The organism is Embleya sp. NPDC059237, assembly GCF_042754105.1.
In the GTDB taxonomy this organism is placed as follows: domain Bacteria; phylum Actinomycetota; class Actinomycetes; order Streptomycetales; family Streptomycetaceae; genus Embleya.
The window spans coordinates 86,896-113,230 of the sequence record NZ_JBHZAE010000015.1; the positions used below are offsets into that span (position 1 = coordinate 86,896).

Genomic DNA, 26,335 nt, shown 5'->3' on the forward strand with positions numbered 1-26,335 from the left:
GGTCGGACCCGGTCCGGCCGGGCGAGCCGCGCGACGGGGGCCGCAGGCGAGGGGGCGCACGTGTTTCGAGTGGCCGTGATCGACGACTATCAGGGGCAGGCCGCAGCGCTCGACTGCTGGGGCAAGCTGCCGGACGACACCGAGGCGGTCTTCTTCCCGGACCATGTGCCCGACCCCGACACGTTGGTCGAGCGCCTGTCGGGGTTCGACGCGGTGGTGGCGATGCGTGAGCGCACCGCGTTTGCGGCGGAACTGCTCGACCGGCTGCCCGCGTTGCGGCTGCTGATCACCACGGGGATGAACAACGCCGCGATCGATGTCGAGGCGGCGCGTGCCCGGGGCGTCACCGTCTGTGGCACGAGTCTGCTCCCGCATCCGGCGGCGGAGTTGACGTGGGCGCTGATCCTCGAACTGGCCAAGGGCACCGGCGCCGAGGAGGCGAGCCTGCGGGCCGGTACCTGGCAACGCGGCGTGGGCGTCGACCTCGCCGGCGCCACGCTCGGCGTGGTCGGTCTGGGCAAGCTGGGCACCCGAGTGGCCCGGGTCGGCGCCGCGTTCGGGATGCGGGTGCTGGCTTGGAGCAGCAACCTCACCGCCGAACAGGGCGCGGCGGTCGGCGTCGAGGTCGTGGCCAAGGAGGAGTTGTTCCGGCGCGCCGACTTCGTCACCGTGCATGTGCGCCACAGCGAGCGGACCAGGTCGCTGGTCGGCGCGGCCGAACTCGCTCTGATGCGCCCGACCGCGTATCTGGTCAACACCTCGCGCGCGCCGATCGTGGACCGGGACGCGCTGCTGGCCGCGCTGCACGAGGGCCGGATCGCGGGGGCCGGGCTGGACGTGTATCCCGTGGAGCCGATCCCGGCGGACGACCCGATCCTGGCCGCGCCCAACACCGTGCTCACCCCGCACATCGGGTATGCGACGCGGGGCAACTACGAACTGGCGTACGCCGAGGCGGTCGAGGACGTCGCGGCCTTCCTCGCGGGCGTGCCGGTACGGGAGTTGTAGGTCGTCGGCGTCGGCGGCTTAAGGTCGTGCGCATGCTCATCTGGATCAACGGCCCCTTCGGGGGCGGCAAGACGCAGACGGCGCACGAGCTGCACCGGCGGCTGCCGGGCAGTGTGCTCTGCGACCCGGAGGAGGTCGGTTTCGGGCTGCACCGGATGACGCCGCGTGCGCTGCGCGGCGACTTCCAGGATCTGCCCGCGTGGCGGCAGGGGGTGTACGAGGTGCTGGATCTGACCCTGGCCAGGCATCCGGGGCCGGTGTTGGCGCCGATGACGCTGATCGAGCCGGACTATTTCCGGGAGATCGTCGGCCGGCTGCGCGAACGCGGCCACGACGTACGGCACTTCGCGCTGTTGGCCGAGCGGGGCACGGTGTTGCGGCGGCTGGCCGAGCGCGGCTTCGGGCGGGCGGTGCGCGTGGTGGCGGGCCGGGAGGCGCCGCTGCGGCGGGAGAGCTTCGCGGTCGCCCGGCTCGATCTGTGCCTGGAACGCCTGGCCGGCCCGGAGTTCGCGGAGCACATCCACACCGACCACATCGACACGCCGAGGGTGGCCGACCTGATCGCCGAGTCGACCGGGTTGACCCTGGCGCCCAACACCGACTCCCCCGCACGGGCTCGGGTACGCCGGGCCTGGACGGGGTTGCGGCACATCCGCTTCGTCTAGCGCGTGTCTGCAAAAACCCCCGTCGGGTCAGATCCACTCCCGCGGCCCGTCGGGCAGGAGGGTGGCGAGGGGGAACGTGGTGGTGTGGTCCTCGGGGCGGGACAGGTGCAGCGCGGCGTGGAACCAACCCGCGGATTCGCGGCCTTCGGGGTCCTCGGCGGCGGCGATCACCGCGTCGACGGCGTAGCGCTGTTCCCGTTCGCTGGTGAAGCGGCGTTGCGGGAAGGTGTGCGGGCCGAACTTCTCGGTGACCAGGCCGTGGGCGGTGAGTCCGTCGGCGATGGCTCGGTAGGAGCCGGTGCGCAGGACGAACGCGGCCACCCACACGGGTGCCGGGGCGTCGGTCAGGAAGGGGCGGAAGCTGCGCGGGGACAGGAAGCTGGCGCCGCCGGTGACGGTGATCAGGCCGACCGGGCGCGTGGCGGCGAGCAGTTCCGGCGAGGGCGGCGCGACCTCCAGGTTCTCGGCGAACCCGGCGTCGAGCAGGCCGACGGCGCGCGCGTAGGCGATGGCGTTGGCCGCCGCGTCCAGGCCGATCACGGACACCGCGTCGGCGCGGCGGCGGGCGGCGTACCACTCGCGGTCGGCCTCGATCAGCTCGGCGGTGTCCATCGCGACTATGGGCGCGGAGCGGTACCGGTCGTACAACTCGGCGAGGGTCACGTCGTGGTTGAGCAGCGCCGCGTTGATCCCGTACGAGCAACACATGTCCAGGACCGCAACGCCCGCGGCACCTTCGGCCCGGGTGGCGACGAGCCGCCGAAACACGTCCTGCGCATGATGCGGCGTCTGGTAGCCCCACGCCCCGAGCGCCCGAAAGAACCCCCGAGGATCCGGCCGATCATAAATCTCGTCGAACGAGGTCATGGCCCCGGTCTCAACCCCACCACTCACCACACCAACCCCTCTCCTCCCCCAACCCTGCCCACCCCCCAAACCCCCAAAGCCTCCCCGATGGACAAACACGAGCCGGCCACGGGACACGGAGCCACGACCACGAGACGGCCCAGGTGAACGCGGCACGGGGCGCGAGCCGGGCCCGAGCGGACGCGGGTCAAATGCGGGAGAGGCCCGGGTGGGCGCAGGCGGGCACGGGGTGAGCGCAGGCGGGCACGGGGCAGGCCCGACCGGACGCGGGCAGGCAGGTGCGGGACGAGCACGGGGCAGCCCCGGGTGGGCGCGGAGCCAGCGCGGGTACGTGCGGGACGGGCGCGCAGCGGGCCTGGGTAGGCGCGGGGCAAGTGCGGGCCGGGCCCGGGCAGACGCGGGACGGACCCGAGCCGACGCGGGGCAAGTGCGGGGACGGACGGGCCCGAGCCGACGCGGGCCAGGCGCGGGGCGGACCCGAGCCGGCGCAGGGCAGCTGCGGGACGCCCCGGGTGGGCGCGGGGCGGCGCGGGGTAGATGCGGGGCAGGCCCGGTGAACGCGCGGCGGGACGAGCCGGCGCGGGACGGCCCCGAGCGGGTGCGGGGCAGGCCCGGGCGGACGCGGAGCGGGCCCGGGCGGACGCGGAGCGGGCCCGAACCGGCGCGGGATGGGGCCGAGCGGACGCGGGGCAAGTGCGGGCAAGCCCGGGCGGGCGCGGGGCGGGCCCGAACCGGCGCGGGGCAAGTGCGGGCGGGGCCCAGGTGGGTGCGGGCGAGCGCGGGCCTGCCCCGGGTGGGGGCGCGGGGCAGGTGCGGGGCAGGTGCGGGGCAGGCCCGGGCGGGCGCGGGGCAAGTGCGGGTGGGTGCGGGGTGGGTGTTGGGGGTGGTGGGTGGGGTTGGGGGCGTTTCGGGGGTTCGTGGGTGGGTGACACTGGTCGGAGGTATCCCGCCGGCGAGGAGATCCGTGAGCACCGACGCGCAGCCGCCCGAGTCCGATCCGTCCAGCAGCACGTCGAGTGATCGTGTGCATCCCGCGCCTGCCGGGTACGCCGTCGCGCCGAGGGTGGGGGAAACCACCCTTGCCCGGGTCGATGGGCTGCGCGTGGCCGCTCGGCGAATCGCCGGCCCGGCGGAGCCGGCCGACCCACCCGATCGGTGCTGGTTCGGCGAGATTCGCGAGACGCCGCTGGGGGCCCGGGCGCTCTTTGGTGACGTGGCCGGCGATCCGCTGTGCGCGCCCGATCTGGCGGCGGAGGTGATCGCCGCATTCGGTGCGGCCGCCGCCGAGGTGCCCTCGCCGGCCGAGGTCTCCCACCGGATCGCGCTGGCCCTGCGCGAGGACCATGCGCGCGGCCATCGCCCCCTCGTCCGCCTCCTGCTGGTCGAGCGCGCCGGCGGCCCGGCCGGCGACGGCTCGCTGACCCTGGTCAACCGCGGCTATCCGAACCCGCTCCTGGTCGTCGGCCGGCGGGTGCTCGGCCTGGAACCCATCTACGCCACCCCGCCGATCGGCGCGCTGACGCCCGGCACGTTCCGCCCGCCGGAGCTGACCGTCGCGGCGGGCCGGGGCGAGCGGGTGCTGCTGTACACGGACGAACTCGCCGAGGCCGCGGGCGCGGACGGCACGCCCTACCCGTTCGCCGAGCGCACCCCGAGCCACGTGGGCGGCGACTTCGCCGACGCGCTGCACCGCTTGGCGGTCGACGTCGAGGCACACTTCGCCCCGGCCTTCCCCGGCGACGCGGCGCTGTTCCTGATCGAACCGGGACCGCTCGGCACCTGACGAGGCCCTACCCCACCGTCCCCCGCATCGGCGTCGGCACCAGCCGCGCCGCGTCGAGCGACCGGCGTGCCGGGCCGCTCCCGTGCACCCCGTACAGCCGGAGCTGGAACATCGCGTCGAAGCGCGCGTCGCCGTCGGCGAGGTCGATCGCGCCCACCTCGGACAACCGGCGCAGCCGATAGCGGAACGTGTTCGGGTGCACATGCACCGCCGCCGCGGCGGCGGTCACGTCGCCGAACGTGTCCAGCCACGCCGCCAACGTCTCGGTGAGATGGGTGTCGTGTTCGGCGTCGTAGGCCCGCAGTCGGGCCACCGGCCCGGCCGGCGCGTCATCCGTGGCAGCCACCCGGTCGGCCACCTCGACCAGCAGCGACGACACGTACACGTCGCACAGCCTGGCCACCCGCAGCGGGGATCGGCCCGAGCGCAACACGCGCAGCGCACGATCGGCGTCCGCCCGGGACGAGGGCAGGTCGACGGCGCGGGCGGCCACCCGGCCGATGCCCACCACCGCCTCGATCCGCCCGCCGATCCGGGCCAGGAACTCCTCGGCCAGCCGTACCGCCCGCGCGTCCGACTCGGTCGGCAGGATCGCGTAGGTGAAGCCGCCGAGCCGGGCCGTCGCGGTCCGCGGATGTACCGCCGCCAGGTGCAGCGCCAGCGCGTCGACGATCCGGTGTTCCTCGGCGGTGCGTTCGGCCGGTGCCGCGTCGCCCACCACCGCGAGCGCGAGCACACACGCCGGCTGGTGCGCCAGGCCGAGTCGGCCCGCCGCGTCCACCGCCGCCGGCCCGCCTTCGAGCACCGTGGCCAGCAGGTCGGTGCGCAACCGGCGCTCCACGTCGGCGCCCGCCCGTCGGCGCAGCAGGTGCAGCGCGACCACCTTGGCCGCCTCGATCAGCGACCGCTGCAACTCGGCGGACAGCGGCCCGCGCACCACGACCCAGATCGAGCCCAGGATCTCGTCCCCGGCGCGCACCGCGATGGCCACCCGGGGCATGTCGGAGACGCCCGGCAGGTACACCGGCCCCTCGCTGCGATACAGCGCCTGGAACGCGCCGCGCTCCTCCAGGATCCGCAACCACTCGGCGGGCACCTGGCGGTCCAGGATGGTGGCGATCCGCGGCTCGTCCGCCTCGTCCTGGCGACTGGAGAAGGCCAGTACGCGCCCGCTGCGGTCCTCCACCGTGACCGGCCCGTCCAGTAGCGCGGCGATCGCGTTGACCAGCGCGAACAGGTCGCCGGAGGGCGCGCCGTCCAGGGTTTCGCCGGTCTGCGAGCTGCCGATCTCGTCCACCGCGAGCAGCGAGCGCAGCAGCGTGGCGACCTGGGACCAGGACGCCCCGGGGGTCAGCGCGAGCACCACCACGCCGGTCCGCGCCACCGCGTCGCGGATCTCCGCGTCCACCGCGAGCGGCCCGCGCACCACGACGGCCGACGCGGCCAGCGCCGCCGCGCGGTGCACCAGGGTGGCGATCGCCGAGGACCCGTAGACCGCGACGCCGAGCACCACCGCACCGGGCGGGTGCGCGGGTTCGTCGCCCGGGTCGTGGATGAGAACGCCGGTGACCTCGCGGTTCGGGTCCGCTTCGCCGGCGGCGACCTCGAACAGGGTCGAGCCGAGGTCGTCGATGATGCGCCCGAGCACGGCGCGCGGACGCGCGGTCATCGCGGGTCCGTCGAGGCGTCGGCGGGCACGGCGGCCCGAGCGGATATCGGCCGGTTGTCGGTCAGGTCCGTCACGAGGGGATCCATTCGGTCGACACGAGCCCCCGTCGAACGCACCGGAGCGGCCGTGTCGCCGGTGGCCGATCCGTGTGCGGGAGTCTAAACGATCTTGGGCCGAAAGTGGGGAAATCTCCGGCCCACGCCCGGTTCGATCCAACGGCCACACGTGCCGCCGAACCGAACCGGACCATGTGCGTCACAGCCCTTCGGGTCGAACCGAGCCGAGGTGTGCTCAGTCCCCGTCTCGTCGCCGGTCCACGACATAGCCCCCGAGCCGTCCGAAGCCGCGCACCACGCGGCCCTCCCCCATCAGGCCGCCGAGCACCTCGCGCACCGCCAGCCGCCACGAGAGTACGGCGTCCGTATCGGTACGCCGCAGGGCGTCGATGTCGCGGGGCACCCGGACGATCACCACGTCGGCATCGGTGCGCCCGAGCACGGGTCGACCATCGGCCCCCACGTCCAGAGCGACCGCGACCCCCTCCTCCCCCGGAGCGGCCGCGTCGTCCACCGGCTGCGGGATCCCCTCGCAGGCGAGGGCCACCCCAGGGGCGGTCAGATCCCAGCGCACCAGCAGCCGATCGGTATGGTCACCGGCGTTGAACGCGTCGGTCAAACGCCCGTAGAAGTCGACCAGATACTCGGCGGGCACCGCACCGAGCTTGGCCAGATTGAAGAACGCGTTGCGCCCCACCAGGGGGTCGAACGTCCAGCTGATCCGGGTGATCCCGCGGTCCAGGCACCACGCGCGCTGGTGCACCTTGAGCGCGTGGCCCACCTCGCGTCCGCGCGAGCGCACGTCCACGCCCGCGATGTGCGAGTGCAGGCCGTCGGTGGCGAGCAGAGCCACGCAGGCGCCGGTCAACCGGTCGCCCTCGTAGGTGCCCGCCACATAGCCGCCGGCATGCGCCAGGACCATCAGCAGTTCGGGCAACATCATCGGGTTCGCCGAGTCCACCTGCCAGATGCCGTCCAGCAGCTTGCACACCTCGGACACCTCGTCCAGCGTGTGCAGTTGGCGGATCTCGACGTGCGCCGCACGAGCCGCGCGGACGGCCGCCGCGGTCGCGCGGTCGCGGAGCGCACCGGAATCGGGTGCGGGCTCGGGTTCGGCACGGTACAGGTCGCCGCCGATCCGCGCGCCCGCCGGTGTCGGGGTCATAGGTTCCCGGTCTCCGTTCCCTCGTCCGCGGCGGAGGCGGCCCGCGCCACTTCCCCGGTCTGCGCGCCCTCGGTGCCCGCGCCCTCCGGCAGCGGCTCGCCGATCCGCGGTACGCCCGACAACAGCGCCCGCGTGTACTCGTGTTCGGGGTCCTCCAGGACCTGTGCAGCCGGCCCCTCCTCGACCAGGACACCCCGGTCCATCACCGCGATCCGGTCCGCGAGGTAGCGCACCACGGCCAGGTTGTGCGTGATGAACAACATCGCGAAGCCCAGCTCGCGCTGCAGGTCGCGGATCAGGTTGAGCACCGCGCCCTGGACCGAGACGTCGAGCGCCGAGGTGACCTCGTCCGCCACCAGGACCGCCGGTCGCGCGGCCAACGCGCGGGCCAGCGCCACCCGTTGCCGTTGGCCGCCGGAGAGCGCGCGCGGAAGTCGGGTGCTCATCCCCGGGTCGATCCCGACCAGGTCGAGATACCGGGCCACCTCCTCCGCCCGCCGCGCCCGGTCCTCGCGCGGCACCGCCTCGGCCACCGAGGCGCCCACGCTCAGCCGGGGGTTCAGCGACGCGAACGGGTCCTGGAAGACCAGTTGCACCGGCCTGCGCCCGGGCCGCCGACCCTGGTCGACGCCGTCCACCAGGACGTTGCCCGCGGTGATCGGCACCAGCCCGACCGCGGCCCGGCCAAGGGTGGACTTGCCCGATCCGGAGCCGCCGACCAGGCCGACCACGCGGCCCGCCGGCACCTCCAGGGACACGTCGTCGACGGCGGTCACCGCCGAGCGGCCACGGCCGTAGCGCACCGTGATGTGGCGCAGTTCGAGCGAACCGGACGTGCCGGCCCCGGCGGGCGCTGCGTCGGCCTCGGCCGCGACCGGGGCAACCGTACCTGCGGCTTTCATCGAACCTCCTCCAGTTCCTGCACGGCGGTGGTGATCGGGTCCCAGCACGCCACGCGGCGTCCGGGGCCGATACGTTCCAGGACCGGCTCCTCCGTCCGGCAGCGGTCGCTCGCCCGGGCGCAGCGCGGCGCGAACGGGCAGCCCACGCTCTCCTCGCCGGGCTCCGGCGGGCGGCCGGGGATGGTCGCCAGCGGGACGTCCCGGTCGGTGGTCATGGTCGGCACCGCGCCGATCAGCGCGGCGGAGTACGGGTGCGCGACGCCGTCGGCCAGGTCGCCGACCGGCAGTTCCTCGACGATGCGGCCCGCGTACATCACCACGACCCGGTCGCACACCTGCGACACGACGGCGATGTCGTGCGAGATGAGCAGCAACGCGGCGCCGGATTCGGTCCGTACGTCCCGCAGCAGGGCCAACACCTGGGCCTGGACGGTGACATCGAGGGCGGTGGTCGGCTCGTCGGCGATGATCAGTCGGGGCTCGCCCATCAGGCCCATCGCGATCATCACGCGCTGGCGCATGCCGCCGGAGAACTCGTGCGGGCGCTTGGCGACCCGCTGTTCGGGGTTGATGATGCCCACCGCGCCGAGTCGGGCGACCGCTCGGGTCAGTGCCGCCGCGCGGCCGGCGCCGTGGTGCACCTCGGCGACCTCGGCGAGTTGCCGGCCCACGGTGAGCGCCGGGTTGAGCGAGGCCATCGGGTCCTGGAACACCATGGCCAGCGAGGTGCCCTTGGGCGCCTGGCGGTTCAGGTCCCGGTCGGCGAAGCGCAGGGTACGGGCGCTGACCCGGCCGGGGTGCGGGACCAGTCCGGCCGCGGCCAGCGCGGTCAGGCTCTTGCCCGAGCCGGACTCGCCGACGATGCCGACCGCCTCGCCCTCGGTGACGCTGAGGCACACATCGTGTACGGCGGTGTGTCCGGGGAAGCGCACGCGCAGGTGGTCCACGTGGAGCAGGGCCGACTCCGCCTCGGCGGCGTCTTGTTCGTCGATCGAGACGACCGGCTCGGCCTCGGGCCGGTTCGCGCCGCGACCACCGCTGGCGCCCGCGACCACCTCGCCGATCAGGCCGAAGGTGATGCCGGTCAGCACGATCGCGGCGCCGGGGCCGACCGCCGACATCGGGTCGACCATGACCCGGTCGAGTTGTTCGTTGAGCAGACGCCCCCAGTCGTAGTCGGGCGCCTGCACGCCCAGGCCGAGGAAGGACAGGCCGGAGAAGGCGACCAGGATGCCGGCGGCGACCTGGGCGACGAACAGCGCGACCGGTTCGGCGATGTTGGGCAGGATGTGCCGCACGATGATCCGGAACCGGCCGACGCCCAGGATCCGCGCCGCGGCCACATAGTCGGTGCCGGCGATGGAGGCGGTCAGGTTCTGCACGAGCCGGGCGGTGGCCGGGGCCGCGCCCAGGCCGATGGCGAAGGCGGCGGAGAAGGTGCCGACGCCGAAGATGACCGCGAGGAAGAGCACGAACAGCAGGCCGGGGAAGGCCACGAGCAGGTTGACCGTCGCGGTGATCAGCCGGCCGGCGCGCCGGCCGAGCACCGCCGGGAGCACACCCAGGATCAGCCCGCCGAGCACCGCGATCAACGTGGCGAACAGGGTCAGTTCGAGGGTGAGTCGGGTGGCCACCACCACCCGGGCGGCGATGTCGCGACCGAGCGCGTCGGTACCGAACAGGTGCTCGGAGCCGCTGTGTCGGCCGATCGCGTCGGTGTCGATCCGGTCGGCGGTGTCGCCGGCCAGCATCGGGCCGAAGATCGCCACGAGCAGGATCAGGGAGCTGAGGATCGCCGTGGCGATCCCCATCGGGGTGCGCAGCGCCTCGCGCAGTCTAGGGGCCTTGGACATCGTCAGCTCCCGCGAATCGTGGACTTGGGGTCGGCGACGGCGACGGCGAGGTCGACCGCGAAGTGGATCGCGAGCGCGGCGGCTCCGTAGACGAGCACGATGCCCTGAACGAGCGGATAGTCCTTCTGCAGGATCGCCTGGACGATGGTCATGCCCAGGCCGGGCCAGGCGAAGACGTTCTCGATCAGCACGGTGCCCGCGAGCAGGCTGCTGAGGATCAGGCCGCCGAGGGTGAGCGAAGAGGTGAGCAGGTTCGGCAGCGCGTGCCGCAGGTAGAGCAGGCGGGTCGGCAGCCGTTTGGCGCGGGCGGTGCGCATGTAGTCGGTCTCGAACACGCGCAGCGCCTCGACCCGAACGATCCGCGACAGCGCGGCGATCGGGGTGATGGCCAGGGCCAGTACGGGCAGCACGTAGGAGTCGGGCCCCTCGCGCAGCGCCACCGGGAACCAGCCGAGGCTGACGCCGAACACCGAGGCCAGGCCGACGGCGAGGAGGAATTCCGGGATGGCCACGATCGCCCCGGTCGAGGAGGCGAAGGCCAGTTCGCTGCGTCGGCGGCGGCCGTTGAGGGTGAACACGGCCATCGCCATGCCCAGCGGGATGGACACCACCATGACCAGGATGAACGCGTAGATCGCGATCTCCAGGGTGGCGGGGAGCCGGTCGCCGATCATGCTCGACACCGAGACCCGGGCGGTGATCGATTCGCCGAGGTCGCCGTGGAAGAGCCCGCTCACGAAGTGTTTGTACTGGGTGATCAGCGAGTCGTTGAGGCCCAGTTGTTCCTTGCGGGCGGCGACCGCCTCGGGGGTGGCGTTCATCCCCAGGGCGCCGCGGACGGGGTCGCCGGGGACGAAGTGGATCATCGCGAACGCGGCGGTCACCAGAGCGGCCAGCGAGACCACCAGGCGACCGGTGCGCCGCAGGAAGAAGGAGGTCCAGGGGCCGAGACGGAAGTCCATGACCCGGCCGGACAGGGTTGCGGTGCTCATCGGCCACCGACCTTGTGCAGGGAGGACGGCACCACGCCGCCACCGTCGAGTTCGAAGCTGTAGCCCCGAACGAAATAGGGAGTCATCGAGTCCACGAACGTCACCACGTCGCCGCGCTTGATCAACTCGGATTCGGCGGCCGTCCATTCGGGACAGCCGGTGGTGTCGGGCTTGGCCATCGCCTCGCCCACGAGGCGCTGGTATTCGGGGTTGTCGAGCGATCCGAAGTTGAGCCCGTCGGGGGGCTTGGCCCCGCTGAAGAACGGGATGGCCTGGTCGGGCGTGGTCACCGAGAGCGGCGCCCACGCGACCTCCCACTGGCCACCCATCAGGACCGAGGCGTTGGTCGACGCGGTGGTCGGCTGAGTGCTCACCTTCGCCCCGAACGACTGCCACTGCTTGACCGCCAGTTCGACGGCCGAGACGAGTTGGGTACCGAAGACGGCGGGATACGGCATCGAGATCGACAGTTGTTTGCCGTCCTTGCTCCAGCGCCCACCGACCTTCTTCCACCCGGCCTCGCGCATCAGCGCCGCGGCCTGCGCCACGTCGTGCGGCGGGAGGTTGCCGGTGACCGAGTCCTCGGTACAGGGTGGGCTCATCGTGATCCCGAGCCGCAGCGGGGCCATGCCCTTGCCGCCGGTGGCCACCGCGCCGATCTGCTTGAGGTCGAGCGCGGACAGCAGGGCCCGGCGCACCCGGACGTCGGCGGTGACCCGGTTCGGTGCCTCGTTGAAGATCAGCATCCCCATCGGGTCCCGCTCGATCACCGCCTTGACCCCGGCGGCGCTGAGCCGGCCCCGGTCGGGGCCCATCACCGACGCGATGTCGAGTTGCCCGCCGAGCAGCAGGTTGGTCCGGGTCGACTCGTTGCCGACGACCTTGAAGACCACCCGATCCGGCGACCCGGTGTTGTCGACGCCGTCCGGCCCCCAGGTGTAGCCGGGGCGCTTGACGAAGGTGAAGTGGTCGCCCGCGACCACCTCGCTCAGCAGGTAGGGGCCGGTGCCGTCGGAGGTGCGCGCCAACTTGCCGGAGTCCTTGAGCGAGGAGGGGCACACCAGGCGCAACATCGAGGTGCTGCGGATCAGGAACGGGGTCGGCAGGGACGCCTTGAGGGTCACCGTGTTGGCCACGTCGTCGGCGGTGGCGGTGACCCCGGGGGGCACCATCAGGCCGTACAGCGGCGACTTGTTGGCCGGATCGACGATGTAGTTGTACTGGGCGGCGACATCGGCCGCGCTCAGCCGCGCGCCGTTCGCGCACGTCACGTCGCGCCGGAGGGTGAAGGTCGCCGAGTTCGCGTCGGCGGTCCACTTCTCCGCGACGCCGGAGACGATCCGCCCGTCGGAGCGGACGTTGATCAGCGCGTCGTACGAGAAGCGGTTCATCATGACCGCGAACGACGTCAGCGTGGTCATGGGGTTCAGGTCGTTGGGGTCGCTGGGGATCGCGACGGTGACGGTGTCGCCGTCCCCCGAACTCCCGCCCGCGCCGGTCCCGCCGCACCCGGCGGCGAACAGGCCCAACGCGAGCGCCGCGGCGGCCCCGCGCGAGGCCCGTCTCATCGCGCGCCTCCGCTACAGGAGTCGACGTCGACCCGCTCGGCACCGGACGTGGCGGCCGGCTCGCCGACCACCACCCGGGGCAGCGCGCGGGTCATGTGCACGAAGCGCGCCCGGTCACCGTCGCCGACGAAGGCGTACTGGTCGTGCTGCCCGCCCTTCGCCTCGACGGCGATCAGCGTGCGGGCGTCGCGGGCCACCAGTTCGGTCGTCCGGACGCTCTCGCCCATCATCTCGGCCGCGGTGCCCAGGGTGCGCATGGTCAGCTCGAAGCCGCGCTCCGACTCGACCACGTCCATCGCCAGTACCTGCGACGCGTAGCGACCGACGAAAAAGCGCGCGTCCACCACCGGCGGGTCGACGGGCGGCACCACGGGCTCGGGCATGGCGACGCCCGCGGCGCTCGCCAACACCTCTCGGACCAGCTCGTACATCACGCCCAAGTCGCCGCCGTTGGTCAGGATCGCGATCGAGACGCCGCTTTCGGGGGCCACTCGCAGGATCGCGGCCTGGCCGAGGGTGCCGCCGTCGTGGCCGATCACCGGGCCGCCCGCCCAGTCGAACAGATTCCAGCCCAGGCCCCACGCGGTGCCGACCGCGCCGATGTCGGGCACGTCCACCTGCGACTCGCGCATGGCCAGAGCCGACGCCTCGGACAGCAGGCGGGTGCCGTCCGGCAGCAGGCCGCGCGCGACGTGCGCGGCGGCGAACGCGACCAGGTCGGTCGCGGTGGTGGCCAGCGTCGAGCCGGCCGGCGCGTTGGAGCGGGGCAGCTGCCATACCGGCGCCTTCACGCTCGTCCCGTCGGGGCCCTCCACGTGCCCGATCGCCACCCGGTGCAGGATCGCCTCGGCGGCGCCGGTCGCCACCCGGGTCAGTCCGAGCGGGACGGTGATCCGCTCGCGCAGCGTGGCCTCCCACGTCTGCCCGGTCAGCACCTCGACGATCCGACCGAGGGCGACGTATCCGCTGTTGCAGTAGGAGAACATCTCGCCGGGCGCGAACAGTCGCCCGCCGTGGTCGGCCAGATGCCCGACCAGCCCCGCCACCGCGTCGTCACCGGGACCGAAGTCCTCGAACAGGTCGCCCTCGAACCCCGCGGTGTGGCACAGCAGTTGACGAACCGTCACGCTCGCCGCGGCAGCCTCGTCGAGCAGCTTGAAGTCGGCGAGGTAGGTGCGCACCGGTGCGTCGAGGTCGAGCACGCCCTCGTCGACCAGCTGCATGATCAGCGTCGCCGTCCACACCTTGGTGATCGAACCGACCTGGAAGATCGACTCGGTCGTGGCCGGGTACGCGATCTCCGTGTCGAGCACGCCGGTGGCGGCCGCGACCGTCTCGTCGCCCATTCGTACCGCGACGCTCGCGCCGGGGATATTGCCACGCTTGGCCAGCTCGCCGAGACGGGTCGCTAGGTACTCGGGAGTCGGCAGCACCCGGGCAGCGGCCCCGGGCACATCGGATCGTCCCATCGTGGGATACCTCCTCGGAAGGCGGCGGCGAGTGCCGCAGAGGACGATCACGGTAGGCAGCGTCACAAACCCCCGAATCGTCGTCCCGGACGAAGAACGGTCGGCGAACCTGTCCGAATCACCGACGCCGAGTCATACCGCGGAGGACGATGCTCGGCAGGGGCCGCCGCGGGTCGTGAACCGGACCGACCGCGGTCGCACGACACGCGCGCACCACCTTCTCGCGGGCGACCCGACCGACCACGGACCCACCCGCACCGCCTCCCCTGGCACCCCACATCGGCGCCGAACGGCAACCACCACCGGCGACCGGCCCTTCGGGGCATCCGACCACCCATACGGAGCGGACATGAGCACCGATCGAGAGCCGGTAGAGCCCACACAGCGCATCCGGGCGATCTTCGACGCGGCCCGGGTCGACGGTTTCCTGCACGTACGCGACCTCGACACCGCCGACGAGGTCGCCTACCAGGCCGACGACCCGGTCGTGCTCGCGTCGGTCCTGAAGGTGCCGATCGTCCTGGAGTACGCCCGCCAGGCCGCCGACGGCCGGCTCGACCGGGCCGGCCGGCACCTGGTCACCGCCGCCGACCGCGAGGGCGACGGCATCGGCACCGACGGCTGTATGTACGACGTGGAGATGAGCGCGCGCGACCTCGCCTTCATGATGATCACCCAGAGCGACAATGCGGCGACCGACATCGTGCTGCGCCTGGTCGGCCGGGACAACGTGCGGGCCACCCTCGACGCGCTGGACTGCCGAGACACCTCCGTCACCGGCTGCAAGGACCTGTTCGAGTCGGTGCTGAACGACCTGGGTGTCGACCCGAGCGGCAACGTCGACGAGCAGGTCGCCCGGGCCACGCCCGAGCAGATCCGCGCGCTGACCGTGCGCGACCCGAAGCGCACCGCCGCGACCACCCCGCGCGAGATCACCAAGCTGCTCGCCGCGATCTGGCGGGACGAGGCGGGCTCCGCCGAGGCCTGCGCCGAGGTGCGCGACATCATGGGCCGGCAGATCTGGCCGCACCGGCTCGCGTCGGGATTCGCGGACGAGATCCGGGTCTCCGGCAAGACCGGCACCCTGTGGGGCGTGCGCAACGAGGTCGGCGTGGTCGAGTACCCCGACGGCAAGCGCTACGCGGTGGGCGTGTTCCTGCGCCTGGAGTCGCTGGGCTTTCGCGCGCCCGCGGCCGATGCCTCGATCGGGCTCGCGGCCCGCGCGGCGATCGACCACCTGCGCGCCTGATGACCGGGGTCGGGTCCGGCGGCGCGTGCCCTGTCGCCGGGCCCGATACCCCGACCCGCGTCCCGACCCGTCGGCCGGCCCTCACGGCGGGTCAGGACGCGGGCTCCTCCAATGTGCGGGCCACGTACACGGTGTTGGTGGCCGTACCGCCCTGGAGCGGGTTGTCGAAGTCGACGACGTGCGCGGCCGAGTCGGCGAAGACCTCGCCGAGCACCGCGCCGAACTCCAGGTCCGGCGGGTCGTTGGACCACAGCGCGAACACCCCGCCCGGACGCAGCCGATCGGCCAGCGCGCGCAGCCCGGCGGGCCGGTACAGCGCGGCGTGGCTCGGGTGCAGCACGTGGCGCGGGGAGTGGTCGACGTCCAGCAGGATCGCGTGGAAGCGCCGACCCGGCTCCCGCGGATCGAACCCGCGCGCCTCGCCCGCCAGTGCGAAGAAGTCGCCCTGGACCAGCCGGCAGCGGGGATCACCCGCGAGGCCGGCGCCGAGCGGGACCAGGCCGCGCCGGTGCCAGTCGATCACCTCGCCGAGCGCGTCGACCACGATCAGGTCGCGTACGCGCGGATCGTCCAGCGCCGCGCGAGCGGTGTAGCCCAGGCCCAGACCGCCCACCACGACGTCGAGTTCGACGTCGGGCAACTCGGCCAGGCCCAGCCGGGTCAGCGCGATCTCGCCCGCCGTGAACAGGCTGGACATCAGGAACTCGTCGCCGAGCTTGACCTCGTGCACGTCCTCGCCGGAGACCGGGTCGCGCCTGCGGCGCAGACTGATCTCGCCCATCGGCGTCGTCCGCCAGTCGAGTTCCTCGAAACGCGCGCTCATCCGTGCACCCTCAACCGTGTCGATACCATCCACCGGCCGCGCCGGTGGGCGGAAGCCTATGGTTTCGGGCGCCCCGCCGCCGTCGGGCTCGCCGTCGGGCGGGGCGGCCGGGGCGGCGATCAGCCCCAGGCGGCGCGTTCGGCCTCGCGCGGGGCGAGCACGGTGGTCGTGGTCGGCGCGTCGAACACCCGTACCGGCCGCCGAGCGTCCCACGGTTCCCAGCCGGGATCACCGGTCTTGGCGAACCGCACCCAGGCGGCGTGCATCTCGTCGGCGAGGGACTGCGGCGGCGCGTCGCCGGTGAGCGAGGTCCACGCGCCGGAGTCGAGCCCATCGAAGACGAACGGCAACTCCATCGCGTGCGCGGCGCCGAGGTCGCGCACCGGGCTGCGCCAGGCGAACTCGTAGACGTGGGTGGTGACTCCACGATCCAGGCGGGCATCCGCGAGGCGGTTGATCGGTAGCCGGACCAGGAGATCCGTGGCCAACGCGCCGAGCAGTTCGCCGCGCCCGGCGCCGGGTCGCGCCGCCCGGTACGCGGCCAGGATCCGCCGGCCGATCCGGAACTTCAGCCGCGCGCCCGCGAACAACACCGGCCCGACCCGATCGAGCAGACCGGTGGGCACGAACCACAACCGGTATTCCTCGGTGTTCGAACCGAGCAGCAACCCGATGCCGGAGCCCGCGCCGGCCGGCAGCGCCGCCTGTGGGTGGGCGGGCACCAGGTCGTCGCCGATCGCCAGGGCGAACCCCGCGCCGCCGGTCATCGGTGTGCCGCCGGCGGTGACCGCCTGTTCGGCGGCGACCAGTTCGTCCGGCGGCACCTCGGCGAACGCCGCCCGGGTCTCGGCACGGCCCAGCCTCTTGGCCACCAGCGCGGTGATCCGCCCGGCCTTCGCGGGCGGCAACGCGTCCGGCATCCCGCTCTGCAGGATCGCGCGCGCGAACAGCGCCTCGGCGTCCGGGTGCGCGACCAGCGCCCCGAGCAGGATCGATCCGGCGGACTCGCCGAACACGGTCACCCGCGCCGGATCGCCGCCGAAGGCCGCGATCTCCGCCTGTACCCAGCGCAGCGCCGCGACCACGTCGGCGAGGCCGACATTGCGCGGCGCGCCGTCGAGCACGGAGAAACCCTCCGACGCCAGCCGGTAGTTCACTGCGACATACACCACGCCGTCGCGAGCGAACGCCGCGCCGTCGTAGCCGGGCAGCGCGTTCGCCCCGTGCGCGAGCGAGCCGCCGTGCACCCACACCATCACCGGCAGCCCGCTCGCGTCGGCCGGCGCCCAGATGTTGAGGTTGAGGTATTCGTCGCCCTCGATCACCACCGTCGGCAGCAGTTCCCCCAGGGCTCCCCGGTACGGCGCCTGCGGCGCGGTCGGGCCCATCGTGTCGGCGTCACGCACGCCGGCCCAGCCCGGGTGCGCGACCGGCCGCTCGAAGCGCGACTCCCCCACCGGAGCAGCGGCGTACGGAATGCCCAGCCAGCGGTGGACGCCGGCGGCCAGGGCCACGCCCCGAAGCGATCCGGCGGAGATCGTCACCGTGGTCCGCCCCTGCTCGGCTTCCGGGGGAACGCTCATGACTGGCCATCCGATCCGCGGGTCGGCCCGCTCGACGATTCCGGCAGATCGGCCGAGGGTAGCGAAGCGGGCCGCCGCGAGGTCGCGGACGTCCGGCGCTCGGGCGGCACCGGAACGGGCTCTACCACTTCGGATTTTCCACGCATTCCGGCCACACGCACCATCGTTCGCTGACACTGTGTTGCCGGGTGGACACCGACCGCCATGCCCGGTCGATCACACCCCGACCGAAACGTTCGCGAAGTGGGAAGGGATCGACGTGAGTTCACACGAAACGCACACGACCAGCCTGTATCCGGAAGTGGACGAGGCGACCTTGGCACAGTTGGTCGAGGCGTTGGAGAGCGGGGACACCACACGGCTCGCGCCCGCGCGGGCCGCCGAGATCGAGGAGGCCCGGGCGCTGGTCCGGTTCAGCCCGGTGCGGGTGCCCGGTGCGGGCGGCACCGAACTGGACGGCGCGCTCTGGCTGCACCCCGGGGGCCGGGCTCGGCCGGTGGTCGTGATGCCGTCCCCGTGGACGCACTTCGGCTGGCTCCTCTACGTGGCCCAGGCAACCCGGTTCGCGCTCAGGGGATATCACGTACTGGCCTACACCGCACGGGGGTTCGGCCTGTCCAAGGGCAACGTCGAGGTGGCCGGCCCGCTCGATGTCCAGGACGGTATCGCGGCGCTCACGTACGTGTTGTCCCGGATCGAGGGTGAGACCTCCGGCGTCGGCTTCCTCGGCGACTCGTACGGGTCGGGCATCAGTCAGTTGGTGGCCGCGCACGATCCCCGGGTGACGGCGGTGGTGGCCCTGAGCACGTGGGGCGACCTGGGCGCGGCGTTCTACGAGAACGAGACCCGGCACATCGCCGCGGTGGAGACCCTGCGCAAAGCCGCGGACGAGAAGCGGCTCAGCGAGGACACCCGCACCCGGTTCGACAACGTGCGCGACAACGAGGACATCGAGGGCACCCTGGAGTGGGCCAGGGAGCGCTCGCCCATCCACCACATCGAGGCGATCAACAATCGTGAGCAACCACTGCCCGTCCTGTTCGCGAACGCGTGGCACGAGACGTTGTTCCCGACCAACCAGCTGCTGACCATGTTCAACGCGCTGACCGGCCCCAAACGCCTCCTGCTGTCCATCGGCGACCACTCCGGGCCGGAGATGTCGGGCATCATCGGCCTGCCGAACCGGATCTGGGAGGACGCCCACCGGTGGTTCGACCACCACCTCCTGGGTGTCGACACCGGCATCGACCTCGAGGACGAGGTGGTCACCGAGATCATGTGGAGCAAGGCCCTGGAGGGGCAGCCGACCTGGGGCGCGGTCACCGGACGCACCGAGCGGCTGTACCTGTCCGCGCCGCAGAACGGCGGCGACGGCATCCTGTCCGACAAACCCGGCGCCGGCGGGGAGGTCACCTTCGCGGCGGGTACGGACACCCCGGCCACCGTCGCGGACAAGATCATCGGGACCGGGAACGCGGAACTGGCCGGCAACCCGAAGATCTACCCGACCGCCGAGATCAAGCGGGCGCACGCGGGCGTATGGGCCACCGCACCGCTGCCGGTGCCGGCCAAGCTGCGCGGCGTCCCCCGGCTGCACCTGACCTACACGGTCGACGCGGCCGAATCGACGTTGATCGCCTACCTGTTCGACGTCGACGCCGAGGACAACGCGCACATCATCACGCACGCGCCGTTCACTGAACTGCGCGGGGAGAGCGGCCGACCGGTCTCCGTCGACATCGCGCTTCAGGCAACCGGCTACGACGTGCGGGCCGGCCACCGGGTGATGCTGGTCATCGACACGATCGATCCGTTCTACGGCGACGCCACCGTCGCGGACAGCACGATCTCGCTCGCCCTCTCCGACGAGGATCCGTCCCACCTGGAGCTGCCGCTGAGCTGAAGCGGACACGCCGGCTGCCCGGCCCACCCGGGTCGGGCAGCCGGTGCGCAAACTTCGTGGAGACATTCTCCGTTGGGCGCAACTTCCCTGCCCGATAAGGAGTTTGACAGATTTTGCCGACCTCGCGAAGCCGCATTGTTCGGGACGCCGCGGCCGTGTGAGCGTTTGCCGATCGGGCACGAACCCGGCGGTCACGCTCGTCGGCGGTTCGCTCACGTCGCGAATACGCGTACGACGAAGGCCGGTTCGTGGTCGAGGTTTACCTTCCACTCAAGGAGCCTCGATGAATCGCAAAACGGTGACGGCCGGGACTGTCCTGGCCGTACTCGCCGGATTGGCGGTCTCCACCACCGCACAGTCGGCGTCCGCCGACCCGTCTCCCCCTCCCGGCTCGCAGGCATTGGCGGTAGCCGCCGCCGACCAGGCCGTCTCCAGCGGTCTGGACACCCTTGCCAAGGGTCCCGACGAGCAGTACCAGCGCCAGACGGTGACCCCCTGGGTCAACGGTCTCTACTCGGTCGCGTACGAACGCACCTACCACGGCCTGCCGGTCGTCGGCGGGGACGCGGTCGTGCTGGCCGACAACCAGGGCCGGGTCCGCGCGACCCAGTCCGCCACCGGTACCCGCATAGCCGCGAAGACCACGGCCACCATCGACGCGAGCGCCGCGGAGGCGACGTCGAAGGCCCGGCTCGCCGCCGTGGACAAGGTGGAATCGCACCGCCTGGTCGTCCGGGTCAAGGACGGCGTGAGCAACCTCGCCTGGGAAACCGTGGTCGTCGGCCGTACCGCGACCGCCCCCAGCCGCCTGCACGTTTTCGTCGACGCGAGCACGGGCACGGTGCTCGACCAGATCGACGACGTGAAGGCCGGCAGCGCGAACAGCCAGTGGAACGGCCCGAGTCCGCTGACCATCGACACCACCAACTCGGGCGGCACCTACTCCCTGCGCGACCCGAACCGGCCGGGCCTGACCTGCGCCGACTACAGCACCGGCACGATCTTCTCCAAGTCCACCGACTCCTGGGGCAACGGCCAGGCGTCCAGCAAGGAAACCGGCTGCGCCGACGTCATGTGGGCGGCGCAGAAGGAATGGAACATGCTGCGCGACTGGCTCGGTCGCAACGGGCACAACGGGACCGGTGGCAGTTGGCCGGTCAAGGTCGGTCTGAACGACGTCAACGCCTACTGGGACGGCTCGTCGGTCTCCATCGGCCACAACCAGGCCAACCAGTGGATCGGCTCGATGGACGTCGTGGGCCACGAATTCGGCCACGGTATCGACCAGTTCACCCCCGGCGGCGCCGGGACCGAGCCGGGTCTGGGCGAGGCCACCGGCGACATCATGGGTGCGCTGACCGAGGCGTACACCAACGAGCCCTCCCCGTACGACACCCCCGACTACACCGTCGGCGAAGCGGTGAACCTGGTCGGCCAGGGCCCGATCCGCTACATGTACAAGCCGTCCACCAACGGCGACCCCGACTGCTACAGCTCCTCCATTCCCAACACCGAGGAGCACGCGGCGGCCGGACCGCTCAACCACTGGTTCTACCTGCTCGCCGAGGGCACCAGCCCGGGCGGCGGCAAGCCGACCAGCCCGACCTGCAACAACACCACCCTCACCGGCGTGGGCATCCAGCAGGCCGGCAAGGTCTTCTACGGCGGCATGCTGCTCAAGACCAGCGGCATGACCTACAAGAAGTACCGCACGGCCACGCTCAGCTCGGCCAAGACGCTCGACCCGACCTGCGCGCTGTTCACCAAGACCAAGGCCGCCTGGGACGCGATCAGCGTGCCCGCGCAGACCGGTGACCCGACCTGCACCGGCGGTCCCGCGCAGAACGACTTCTCCATGAGCTTCAACCCGAACTCGGGTACCGTACAGCCCGGTTCGTCGATCACCGCGACCCTGGGCACGACCGTCACCTCGGGTAACGCGCAGTCGGTCTCGCTGACCGCGGCCGGGCAACGTCACCGTGGCCCTGAGCCCGAACCCGATCCAGTCCGGCGCCTCCTCGACGCTGACCGCGACGGCCGCGGCGGGCGCCGCGAACGGCACCTACGTGATCACCGTCACCGGTACCGGGCCCAACGCCACACACACCGCCCAGTACACCCTGACCGTCGGCACCGGCGGCCCGGGCGGCGACGCGATCAAGAACGGCGGCTTCGAGGACGGCACCGCCAACTGGACGCAGAGCGCGAACGACATCACCAACAGCTCGCAGAACGCGGCACACGGCGGCACCTGGTACGCGTGGATGATGGGCTACGGCTCCACCGCCACCGAGACCCTGTCGCAGTCCAACGTCGCGATCCCCAACACCGCCGCACCCACGCTGAAGGTGTGGATCAAGACCACGACCCAGGAAACGGGGTCCACGGTCTACGACACGCTCAAGGTGCAGATCAACGGCACCACCCTCGCCACCTACTCCAACGTCGGCGCCACCGGTGCCTACGTGCAGCGCACGGTGAACCTGAGCGCCTACAAGGGCCAGACGGTCACCCTGCAGTTCGCGGGCGCCGAGGACTCGTCGCTGACCACCACGTTCCTCGTGGACGACGTGACGATCTCCTGACCGCGCGCGGCCGATGACGGCCCTGCTTCCGGCGCCCCACGCCGGGAGCAGGGCTTTCGGGCGTACCGAGCGTGTTCGCGGGTTTGGTCGCCCGCCGATCCGGCGACCATCTCGCCCACGGTGGCCGTCCCCCGCGCGGGCGGGCGCGCGGCGGCCGGACCGCTACGCCGCGCGTCTGGAGAACGATGGCCTCGAATCAGTCCGTGCCCTGGGTCGGCGCGTGGCGGGTGCTGCGCAATCCGCGGATCTGGGTGGGCCCGTCGATCATCGTCGGCCTGCTGGCCTTCCTGCTGTCGATGCTCTACATGGGCGGCATCCTCGATCCGCGCGGGGACCTGCGCAAACTGCCGATCGGCGTGGTCGACGCGGATCGCGGCGCCGGGGACGGCACGCCGAGCCTGGGCTCGCGGATCACCGCCGGGATCGCGGCCTCCCCCGGCGGCGCGGTGTCGTGGAAGCGGCTGGACGAGGCGGCGGCCCGCCGGGACCTGGCCTCGGGCAAGCTGTACGGGGCGATCCTGGTGCCGGCCGGCTTCACCGCGTCGGTGGCGGCACTGAACACGCCCGCGCCCAACCCGCCCGCACCGACCCGCCCGACGATCCTGGTGCTGACCAACCCGGGCGTGGGCAGCCTGGCCTCGTCGCTGGCCACGTCCATCGCGCAACAGGCCGTGCACGGCGCGTCGTTGCAGCTCGGCGCGACGCTGAGCGCGAGCACGCCGACCGGGCCGGACACCGCCGGCCGGCTGCTGCGCGCCGATCCGATCGCCGCCGTCGTGACGGTCGGCCACGGCATCGGCCCCCGCACCGGCCTGGGTCTGACCGCGTTCTACTACACGCTGCTCCTGGTGCTCGCGGGTTTCCTGGGCGGCAACATCATCGGCAACATGGTCGACGTCGCGCTGGGCTACGTGGCGAGCGAGATCGGCCCGTGGCGTACCGAGCGACCACTGGTGCACATCACCCGTACGCACACCCTCGCGGTCAAGTGCACGATGTCGGCGGTGTTGTCCATGCTGACCGCCACCCTGATCATGGTGGCCACCGTCGGGATCCTGGACATGGACGCCGCGCACCTGCCGCTGCTCTGGCTCTTCTCGGTCTGCGCGACCACCGCGGTCGGTATCGGCGTCCAGGCGATCAACGCGGCCTTCGGCGGAATCGGCCAGTTGGTGAGCATGTTCGTGTTCATCGTGCTGGCGCTGCCCTCGTCCGGCGCGACCATCCCGCTCCAGGCGCTGCCGCCGTTCTACCGGGTGTTGTCGGTCTTCGAGCCGATGCGCCAACTCGGCGACGGTGTCCGGGCCATCCTGTATTTCGACGCCCGCGCCGACGCGGGACTGACTCGGGCCTGGATCGGGATCGGGTTCGGGATCGTCGCCGGACTGGTCTTCGGTTTCGCGATGACCACCTACTACGACCGCAGACAACTGCACCGCATCCCACCGAAGACCGAGTAGTCGGCGGCGGGTCCGGCTCGGCTCAGGCCGCCCGGTGCAACTCCCTGAGCATCGCAGAGATGTCCGCGTGCCCGCCCTCCACGCTCCGCAACCCGGCGATCAGCGTGTCGACGGCCAGTTGCACGATGTCGTCGACGGGGACGTCGCCGTGGGCCAGCCAGTCCAGGCTGATCTCGTCCAGGTATCCCACCCAGCCGCGCAGCGCCGCGCGCAGGATCGGCGGCGGTGGTGTCTCGGATTCGAGGTCGAACAGTTCCAACACCAGGTCCACACCCGCCTGCCGGGCGGACTCGAAGATCCGCCGCACGTCCGCGTCGCCCAAGCCGGGGCGCATGAAGCCGATGAACGTCTGGGTGTGGCTGCCGATGTACTCGAAGTGGCGCCGGACCATGCCGTACAGGCGCGCCTCGGCGGTGACCTCGTCGGGGCGGGCGCGCTGGTACTCCTGGATGTCCCGGGCCACCTGGCCGAGCGCCTCCAGGTAGATCCCGCGCTTGTCCTTGAAGTAGTAGAAGAGCAGGCCGTGCGCGACACCCGCGGCGTCGGCGATGTCGGCGATGAAGATGTCCTCGTAGGGCCGCTCCGAGAAGAGCGCGACCGCCGCTTCGAGCAGTTGCCGACGGCGCTCGCCGCGCCGACCGGTGCCGGGGCCCGTGCCCGTGCCCAGCCGGTTCGACGTGCGCTTCTTCGCCGGCGCGACCGCCGCCGCGGCGCGCTTGCCGGCTCGCGGTCGAGCCGCCTTTTCCTCTGCTCCCTCAGCCATTCGTCGAGCATATCGAGCCGCGCGGAGTCGTCCGCATGAACTCTTTGACTTGAAATCAAAGTCTGGTTAACGTTGCGGCCACATCGACGGACGGCGTCCGGCCGAGGTGGCTCGACGACGCGCTCCATGCCGCTCGGTGCCCCTCGGCCGGTGCCGCTCGGCGCCGCACGACGACGCCGCACGACGACGGCGCGTGACCAAGACAATGGGGAGTGCCGATGACCGTGGCAGACGTGGACGTGCTGGTGGTGGGCGCCGGTCCGGCGGGTCTGAGTACCGCCGTGCTGCTCGGGCGACTGGGCATCTCGACCCGGGTCGTCGAGCGCCGGGCGGCCGGCTCCGCCCACCCCAAGGCGCACGTGGTCAACGCCCGCACGATGGAGCTGTTCCGTCAGTGGGGCGTCGCCGACGAGGTACGCGACGCCGCGCTGCCGCTCGACCGGGGCATCGGCGTCGGGTGGGTGACCCGACTGACAGGGATCGAGATCGGTCGGATCACCGCGGCCGACGCGCCCGACGAGTGGGACAGGATGTGCGCCGATTCGAGCGAGGCGCTGGTGTCCTGCCCACAGGACCGGATCGAGCCGATCCTGCTCGCGGCGGCCCGGCGACTCGGCGTACGGGTGGACTTCGGCGTCGAGGCGACCGGGCTCGGGCAGACCCCGGCCGGCGTCGACGTGCGGGTGCGGCGCGCGGCGGACGGCGGTACGGAGACGGTGCGGGCCCGCTACGTGGTGGCCGCCGACGGGGCCCGCAGCCCGGTCCGCGAACTCCTGGGCATCGGCAACGACGCGGTCGCCCCGGTCGGACACCTGCTCAACGCCTATGTCGACGCCGACCTCGGCCCGTACACCGGCGACCGGCCGTACGCGCTGTGGTGGATCCTCAACGCCCGAACGCAGGGCGCGATGATCGCCCTCGACGGCAAACGGCGCTGGACCTACAACTTCGCGTTCGACCCGGAGCGGGAGAGCATCGCCGACTACCCGCCCGAGCGCTGCGCGGGGCTGTTCCGCGAGGCGGTGGGCGTGCCCGACCTCGCGGTCACGGTGCGCAGCGTGCTGCCGTGGAAGCTGGAGATCGCCATCGCCGAGCGGTTCCGGGCCGGCCGGGTCTTCCTCGTCGGCGACGCGGCGCACCGCTTCCCGCCCACCGGCGGCTTCGGGATGAACACCGGCATCCAGGACGCGCACAACCTGGCCTGGAAACTGGCCGCCGTACTGCGGGGGTGGGCGGGCGAGGAACTGCTCGCCGGCTACGAGGACGAGCGTATGCCGGTGGCCCGGGTCAACGCCGCGCAGAGCATGCGCAACGCGGAGCGGATGGCGGGCACCGGCGCGCTGTTCACCGATCCCTCGGTGTTGGCCTCGATCGAGGACGCCGCCGGGAAGGACCTGCGCGCCGCGCTGGCCGCGGGGATCCCGGCGCAGCGGGACCACTTCCTGTTCCAGGGGCAGACGTTCGGGCACGTGTACCGGTCGGCGGCGGTGGTGCCCGACGGCACGCTCGCGCCGCGCTCGACGGTCGCGGAGTACCGGATGGAGGCGCACCCCGGCGCGCTCGCGCCGCATACGTGGTTCCGCACGCCCGAGGGTGCGCGGCGGGCCACGGTCGACCTGTCGGCCGACACGTTCGTGCTGCTCGCGGGCGCCGAGGGGCGGGCCTGGGTCGAGGCGGCCGACGTCGCCTCGCGTCGGCTCGGCGTACCGATCGCGGCGTTTCGGGTCGGCGCGGACGGCGACCTGGTCGCGGAGGCGGACGGGTGGCGACACGTGTGGGGGATCACCCCGCACGGGTGCGTACTGGTCCGCCCCGACGGCCATGTCGCGCTGCGTGTGCCGGGCGCGGGAGCGGACGGTGTGGCGGACCTGATCCCGGCACTGCGCGCCGTCCTCGGCCGCCGCGCCGAGGCGGAAGCCCCGGCCGACACCCTCGATCCGGCCGATCCCGCCTTCCCCTGAACGGCTTTCCC

Annotated in this window: 18 protein-coding genes and 1 pseudogene; 8 read left to right on the plus strand and 11 right to left on the minus strand. The window is 72.4% G+C overall.

Features of this window, described 5'->3' with window-relative positions; all coding sequences use genetic code 11:
• Positions 1-60: 60 nt before the first annotated feature.
• Positions 61-1,008: a D-2-hydroxyacid dehydrogenase family protein gene (locus ACFXKZ_RS36950; RefSeq protein WP_380007062.1), complete on the plus strand. Its 948-nt coding sequence runs from the start codon at positions 61-63 to the stop codon at positions 1,006-1,008.
• A gap of 32 nt (positions 1,009-1,040) precedes the next feature.
• Positions 1,041-1,673, plus strand: coding sequence for an AAA family ATPase (locus ACFXKZ_RS36955; RefSeq protein ID WP_380007065.1), 633 nt, complete (start codon positions 1,041-1,043; stop codon positions 1,671-1,673).
• Positions 1,674-1,700: 27 nt separating this feature from the next.
• Here ACFXKZ_RS36955 and ACFXKZ_RS36960 read toward each other — a convergent pair whose 3' ends face one another.
• Positions 1,701-2,540 carry a hypothetical protein gene (locus ACFXKZ_RS36960; RefSeq protein WP_380007068.1) on the minus strand — a complete coding sequence of 280 codons (840 nt, stop codon included), beginning with the start codon at positions 2,538-2,540 and terminating at the stop codon, positions 1,701-1,703.
• A 964-nt stretch (positions 2,541-3,504) separates the two neighbouring features.
• On the opposite strand from ACFXKZ_RS36960, the gene ACFXKZ_RS36965 reads away from it, so the two are divergent.
• The gene (locus ACFXKZ_RS36965) at positions 3,505-4,323 is read left to right on the plus strand and encodes a SpoIIE family protein phosphatase (RefSeq protein WP_380007071.1); all 819 of its coding nucleotides are present in this window, start codon (positions 3,505-3,507) and stop codon (positions 4,321-4,323) included.
• Between the two features lie 7 nt (positions 4,324-4,330).
• Here the strand turns inward: ACFXKZ_RS36965 and ACFXKZ_RS36970 are convergent, their stop codons facing one another.
• From ACFXKZ_RS36970 to ACFXKZ_RS37000, 7 genes are all read right to left on the minus strand, one after another.
• On the minus strand, positions 4,331-5,992 hold the full coding sequence (locus tag ACFXKZ_RS36970; RefSeq protein WP_380007074.1) for a PucR family transcriptional regulator: 1,662 nt from the start codon (positions 5,990-5,992) through the stop codon (positions 4,331-4,333).
• 291 nt (positions 5,993-6,283) lie between these two features.
• Positions 6,284-7,213 (minus strand): GNAT family N-acetyltransferase, encoded by a 930-nt coding sequence (locus ACFXKZ_RS36975; protein WP_380007077.1) that lies wholly within the window; start codon positions 7,211-7,213, stop codon positions 6,284-6,286.
• Positions 7,210-8,115: an ATP-binding cassette domain-containing protein gene (locus tag ACFXKZ_RS36980; RefSeq protein WP_380007080.1), complete on the minus strand. Its 906-nt coding sequence runs from the start codon at positions 8,113-8,115 to the stop codon at positions 7,210-7,212. Before ACFXKZ_RS36980 ends, ACFXKZ_RS36975 begins: the two co-directional genes overlap by 4 nt.
• Positions 8,112-9,968, minus strand: a complete 1,857-nt coding sequence (locus ACFXKZ_RS36985; protein WP_380007083.1) for a dipeptide/oligopeptide/nickel ABC transporter permease/ATP-binding protein — start codon at positions 9,966-9,968, stop codon at positions 8,112-8,114. Before ACFXKZ_RS36985 ends, ACFXKZ_RS36980 begins: the two co-directional genes overlap by 4 nt.
• A 2-nt stretch (positions 9,969-9,970) precedes the next feature.
• Complete coding sequence (locus tag ACFXKZ_RS36990; protein WP_380007086.1) at positions 9,971-10,960, minus strand: ABC transporter permease; 990 nt, start codon at positions 10,958-10,960, stop codon at positions 9,971-9,973.
• A complete protein-coding gene (locus tag ACFXKZ_RS36995; RefSeq protein WP_380007089.1) occupies positions 10,957-12,528 on the minus strand; it encodes an ABC transporter substrate-binding protein in 1,572 nt (523 codons plus the stop codon). Before ACFXKZ_RS36995 ends, ACFXKZ_RS36990 begins: the two co-directional genes overlap by 4 nt.
• On the minus strand, positions 12,525-13,997 hold the full coding sequence (locus tag ACFXKZ_RS37000) for a serine hydrolase domain-containing protein (RefSeq protein ID WP_380007092.1): 1,473 nt from the start codon (positions 13,995-13,997) through the stop codon (positions 12,525-12,527). The genes ACFXKZ_RS36995 and ACFXKZ_RS37000 overlap by 4 nt, the downstream gene beginning before the upstream one ends.
• Before the next feature lie 349 nt (positions 13,998-14,346).
• Here ACFXKZ_RS37000 and ACFXKZ_RS37005 point away from each other — a divergent pair, with 349 nt between their 5' ends.
• Positions 14,347-15,246 (plus strand): serine hydrolase, encoded by a 900-nt coding sequence (locus ACFXKZ_RS37005; RefSeq protein WP_380007095.1) that lies wholly within the window; start codon positions 14,347-14,349, stop codon positions 15,244-15,246.
• Between the two features lie 91 nt (positions 15,247-15,337).
• On the opposite strand, the gene ACFXKZ_RS37010 is transcribed toward ACFXKZ_RS37005, so the two are convergent.
• Together ACFXKZ_RS37010 and ACFXKZ_RS37015 are read right to left on the minus strand one after the other, a co-directional pair.
• Entirely contained in the window at positions 15,338-16,069 is a 732-nt protein-coding gene (locus ACFXKZ_RS37010) for a spermidine synthase (protein WP_380007098.1), read from the minus strand.
• Positions 16,070-16,188: 119 nt separating this feature from the next.
• Positions 16,189-17,652: a carboxylesterase/lipase family protein gene (locus ACFXKZ_RS37015; RefSeq protein WP_380007101.1), complete on the minus strand. Its 1,464-nt coding sequence runs from the start codon at positions 17,650-17,652 to the stop codon at positions 16,189-16,191.
• A gap of 259 nt (positions 17,653-17,911) precedes the next feature.
• On the opposite strand from ACFXKZ_RS37015, the gene ACFXKZ_RS37020 reads away from it, so the two are divergent.
• From ACFXKZ_RS37020 to ACFXKZ_RS37030, 3 genes and pseudogenes are all read left to right on the plus strand, one after another.
• The gene (locus tag ACFXKZ_RS37020) at positions 17,912-19,555 is read left to right on the plus strand and encodes a CocE/NonD family hydrolase (protein ID WP_380007104.1); all 1,644 of its coding nucleotides are present in this window, start codon (positions 17,912-17,914) and stop codon (positions 19,553-19,555) included.
• Between the two features lie 283 nt (positions 19,556-19,838).
• A pseudogene (locus ACFXKZ_RS37025) lies at positions 19,839-21,711 on the plus strand (M4 family metallopeptidase); the annotation flags it as partial.
• A 614-nt stretch (positions 21,712-22,325) separates the two neighbouring features.
• Positions 22,326-23,600: a DUF3533 domain-containing protein gene (locus tag ACFXKZ_RS37030; protein WP_380007107.1), complete on the plus strand. Its 1,275-nt coding sequence runs from the start codon at positions 22,326-22,328 to the stop codon at positions 23,598-23,600.
• A 22-nt stretch (positions 23,601-23,622) separates the two neighbouring features.
• On the opposite strand, the gene ACFXKZ_RS37035 is transcribed toward ACFXKZ_RS37030, so the two are convergent.
• On the minus strand, positions 23,623-24,363 hold the full coding sequence (locus ACFXKZ_RS37035; RefSeq protein WP_380007110.1) for a TetR/AcrR family transcriptional regulator: 741 nt from the start codon (positions 24,361-24,363) through the stop codon (positions 23,623-23,625).
• Between the two features lie 218 nt (positions 24,364-24,581).
• On the opposite strand from ACFXKZ_RS37035, the gene ACFXKZ_RS37040 reads away from it, so the two are divergent.
• Positions 24,582-26,324: an FAD-dependent monooxygenase gene (locus ACFXKZ_RS37040; RefSeq protein ID WP_380007113.1), complete on the plus strand. Its 1,743-nt coding sequence runs from the start codon at positions 24,582-24,584 to the stop codon at positions 26,322-26,324.
• The last annotated feature ends 11 nt before the right edge of the window (positions 26,325-26,335 follow it).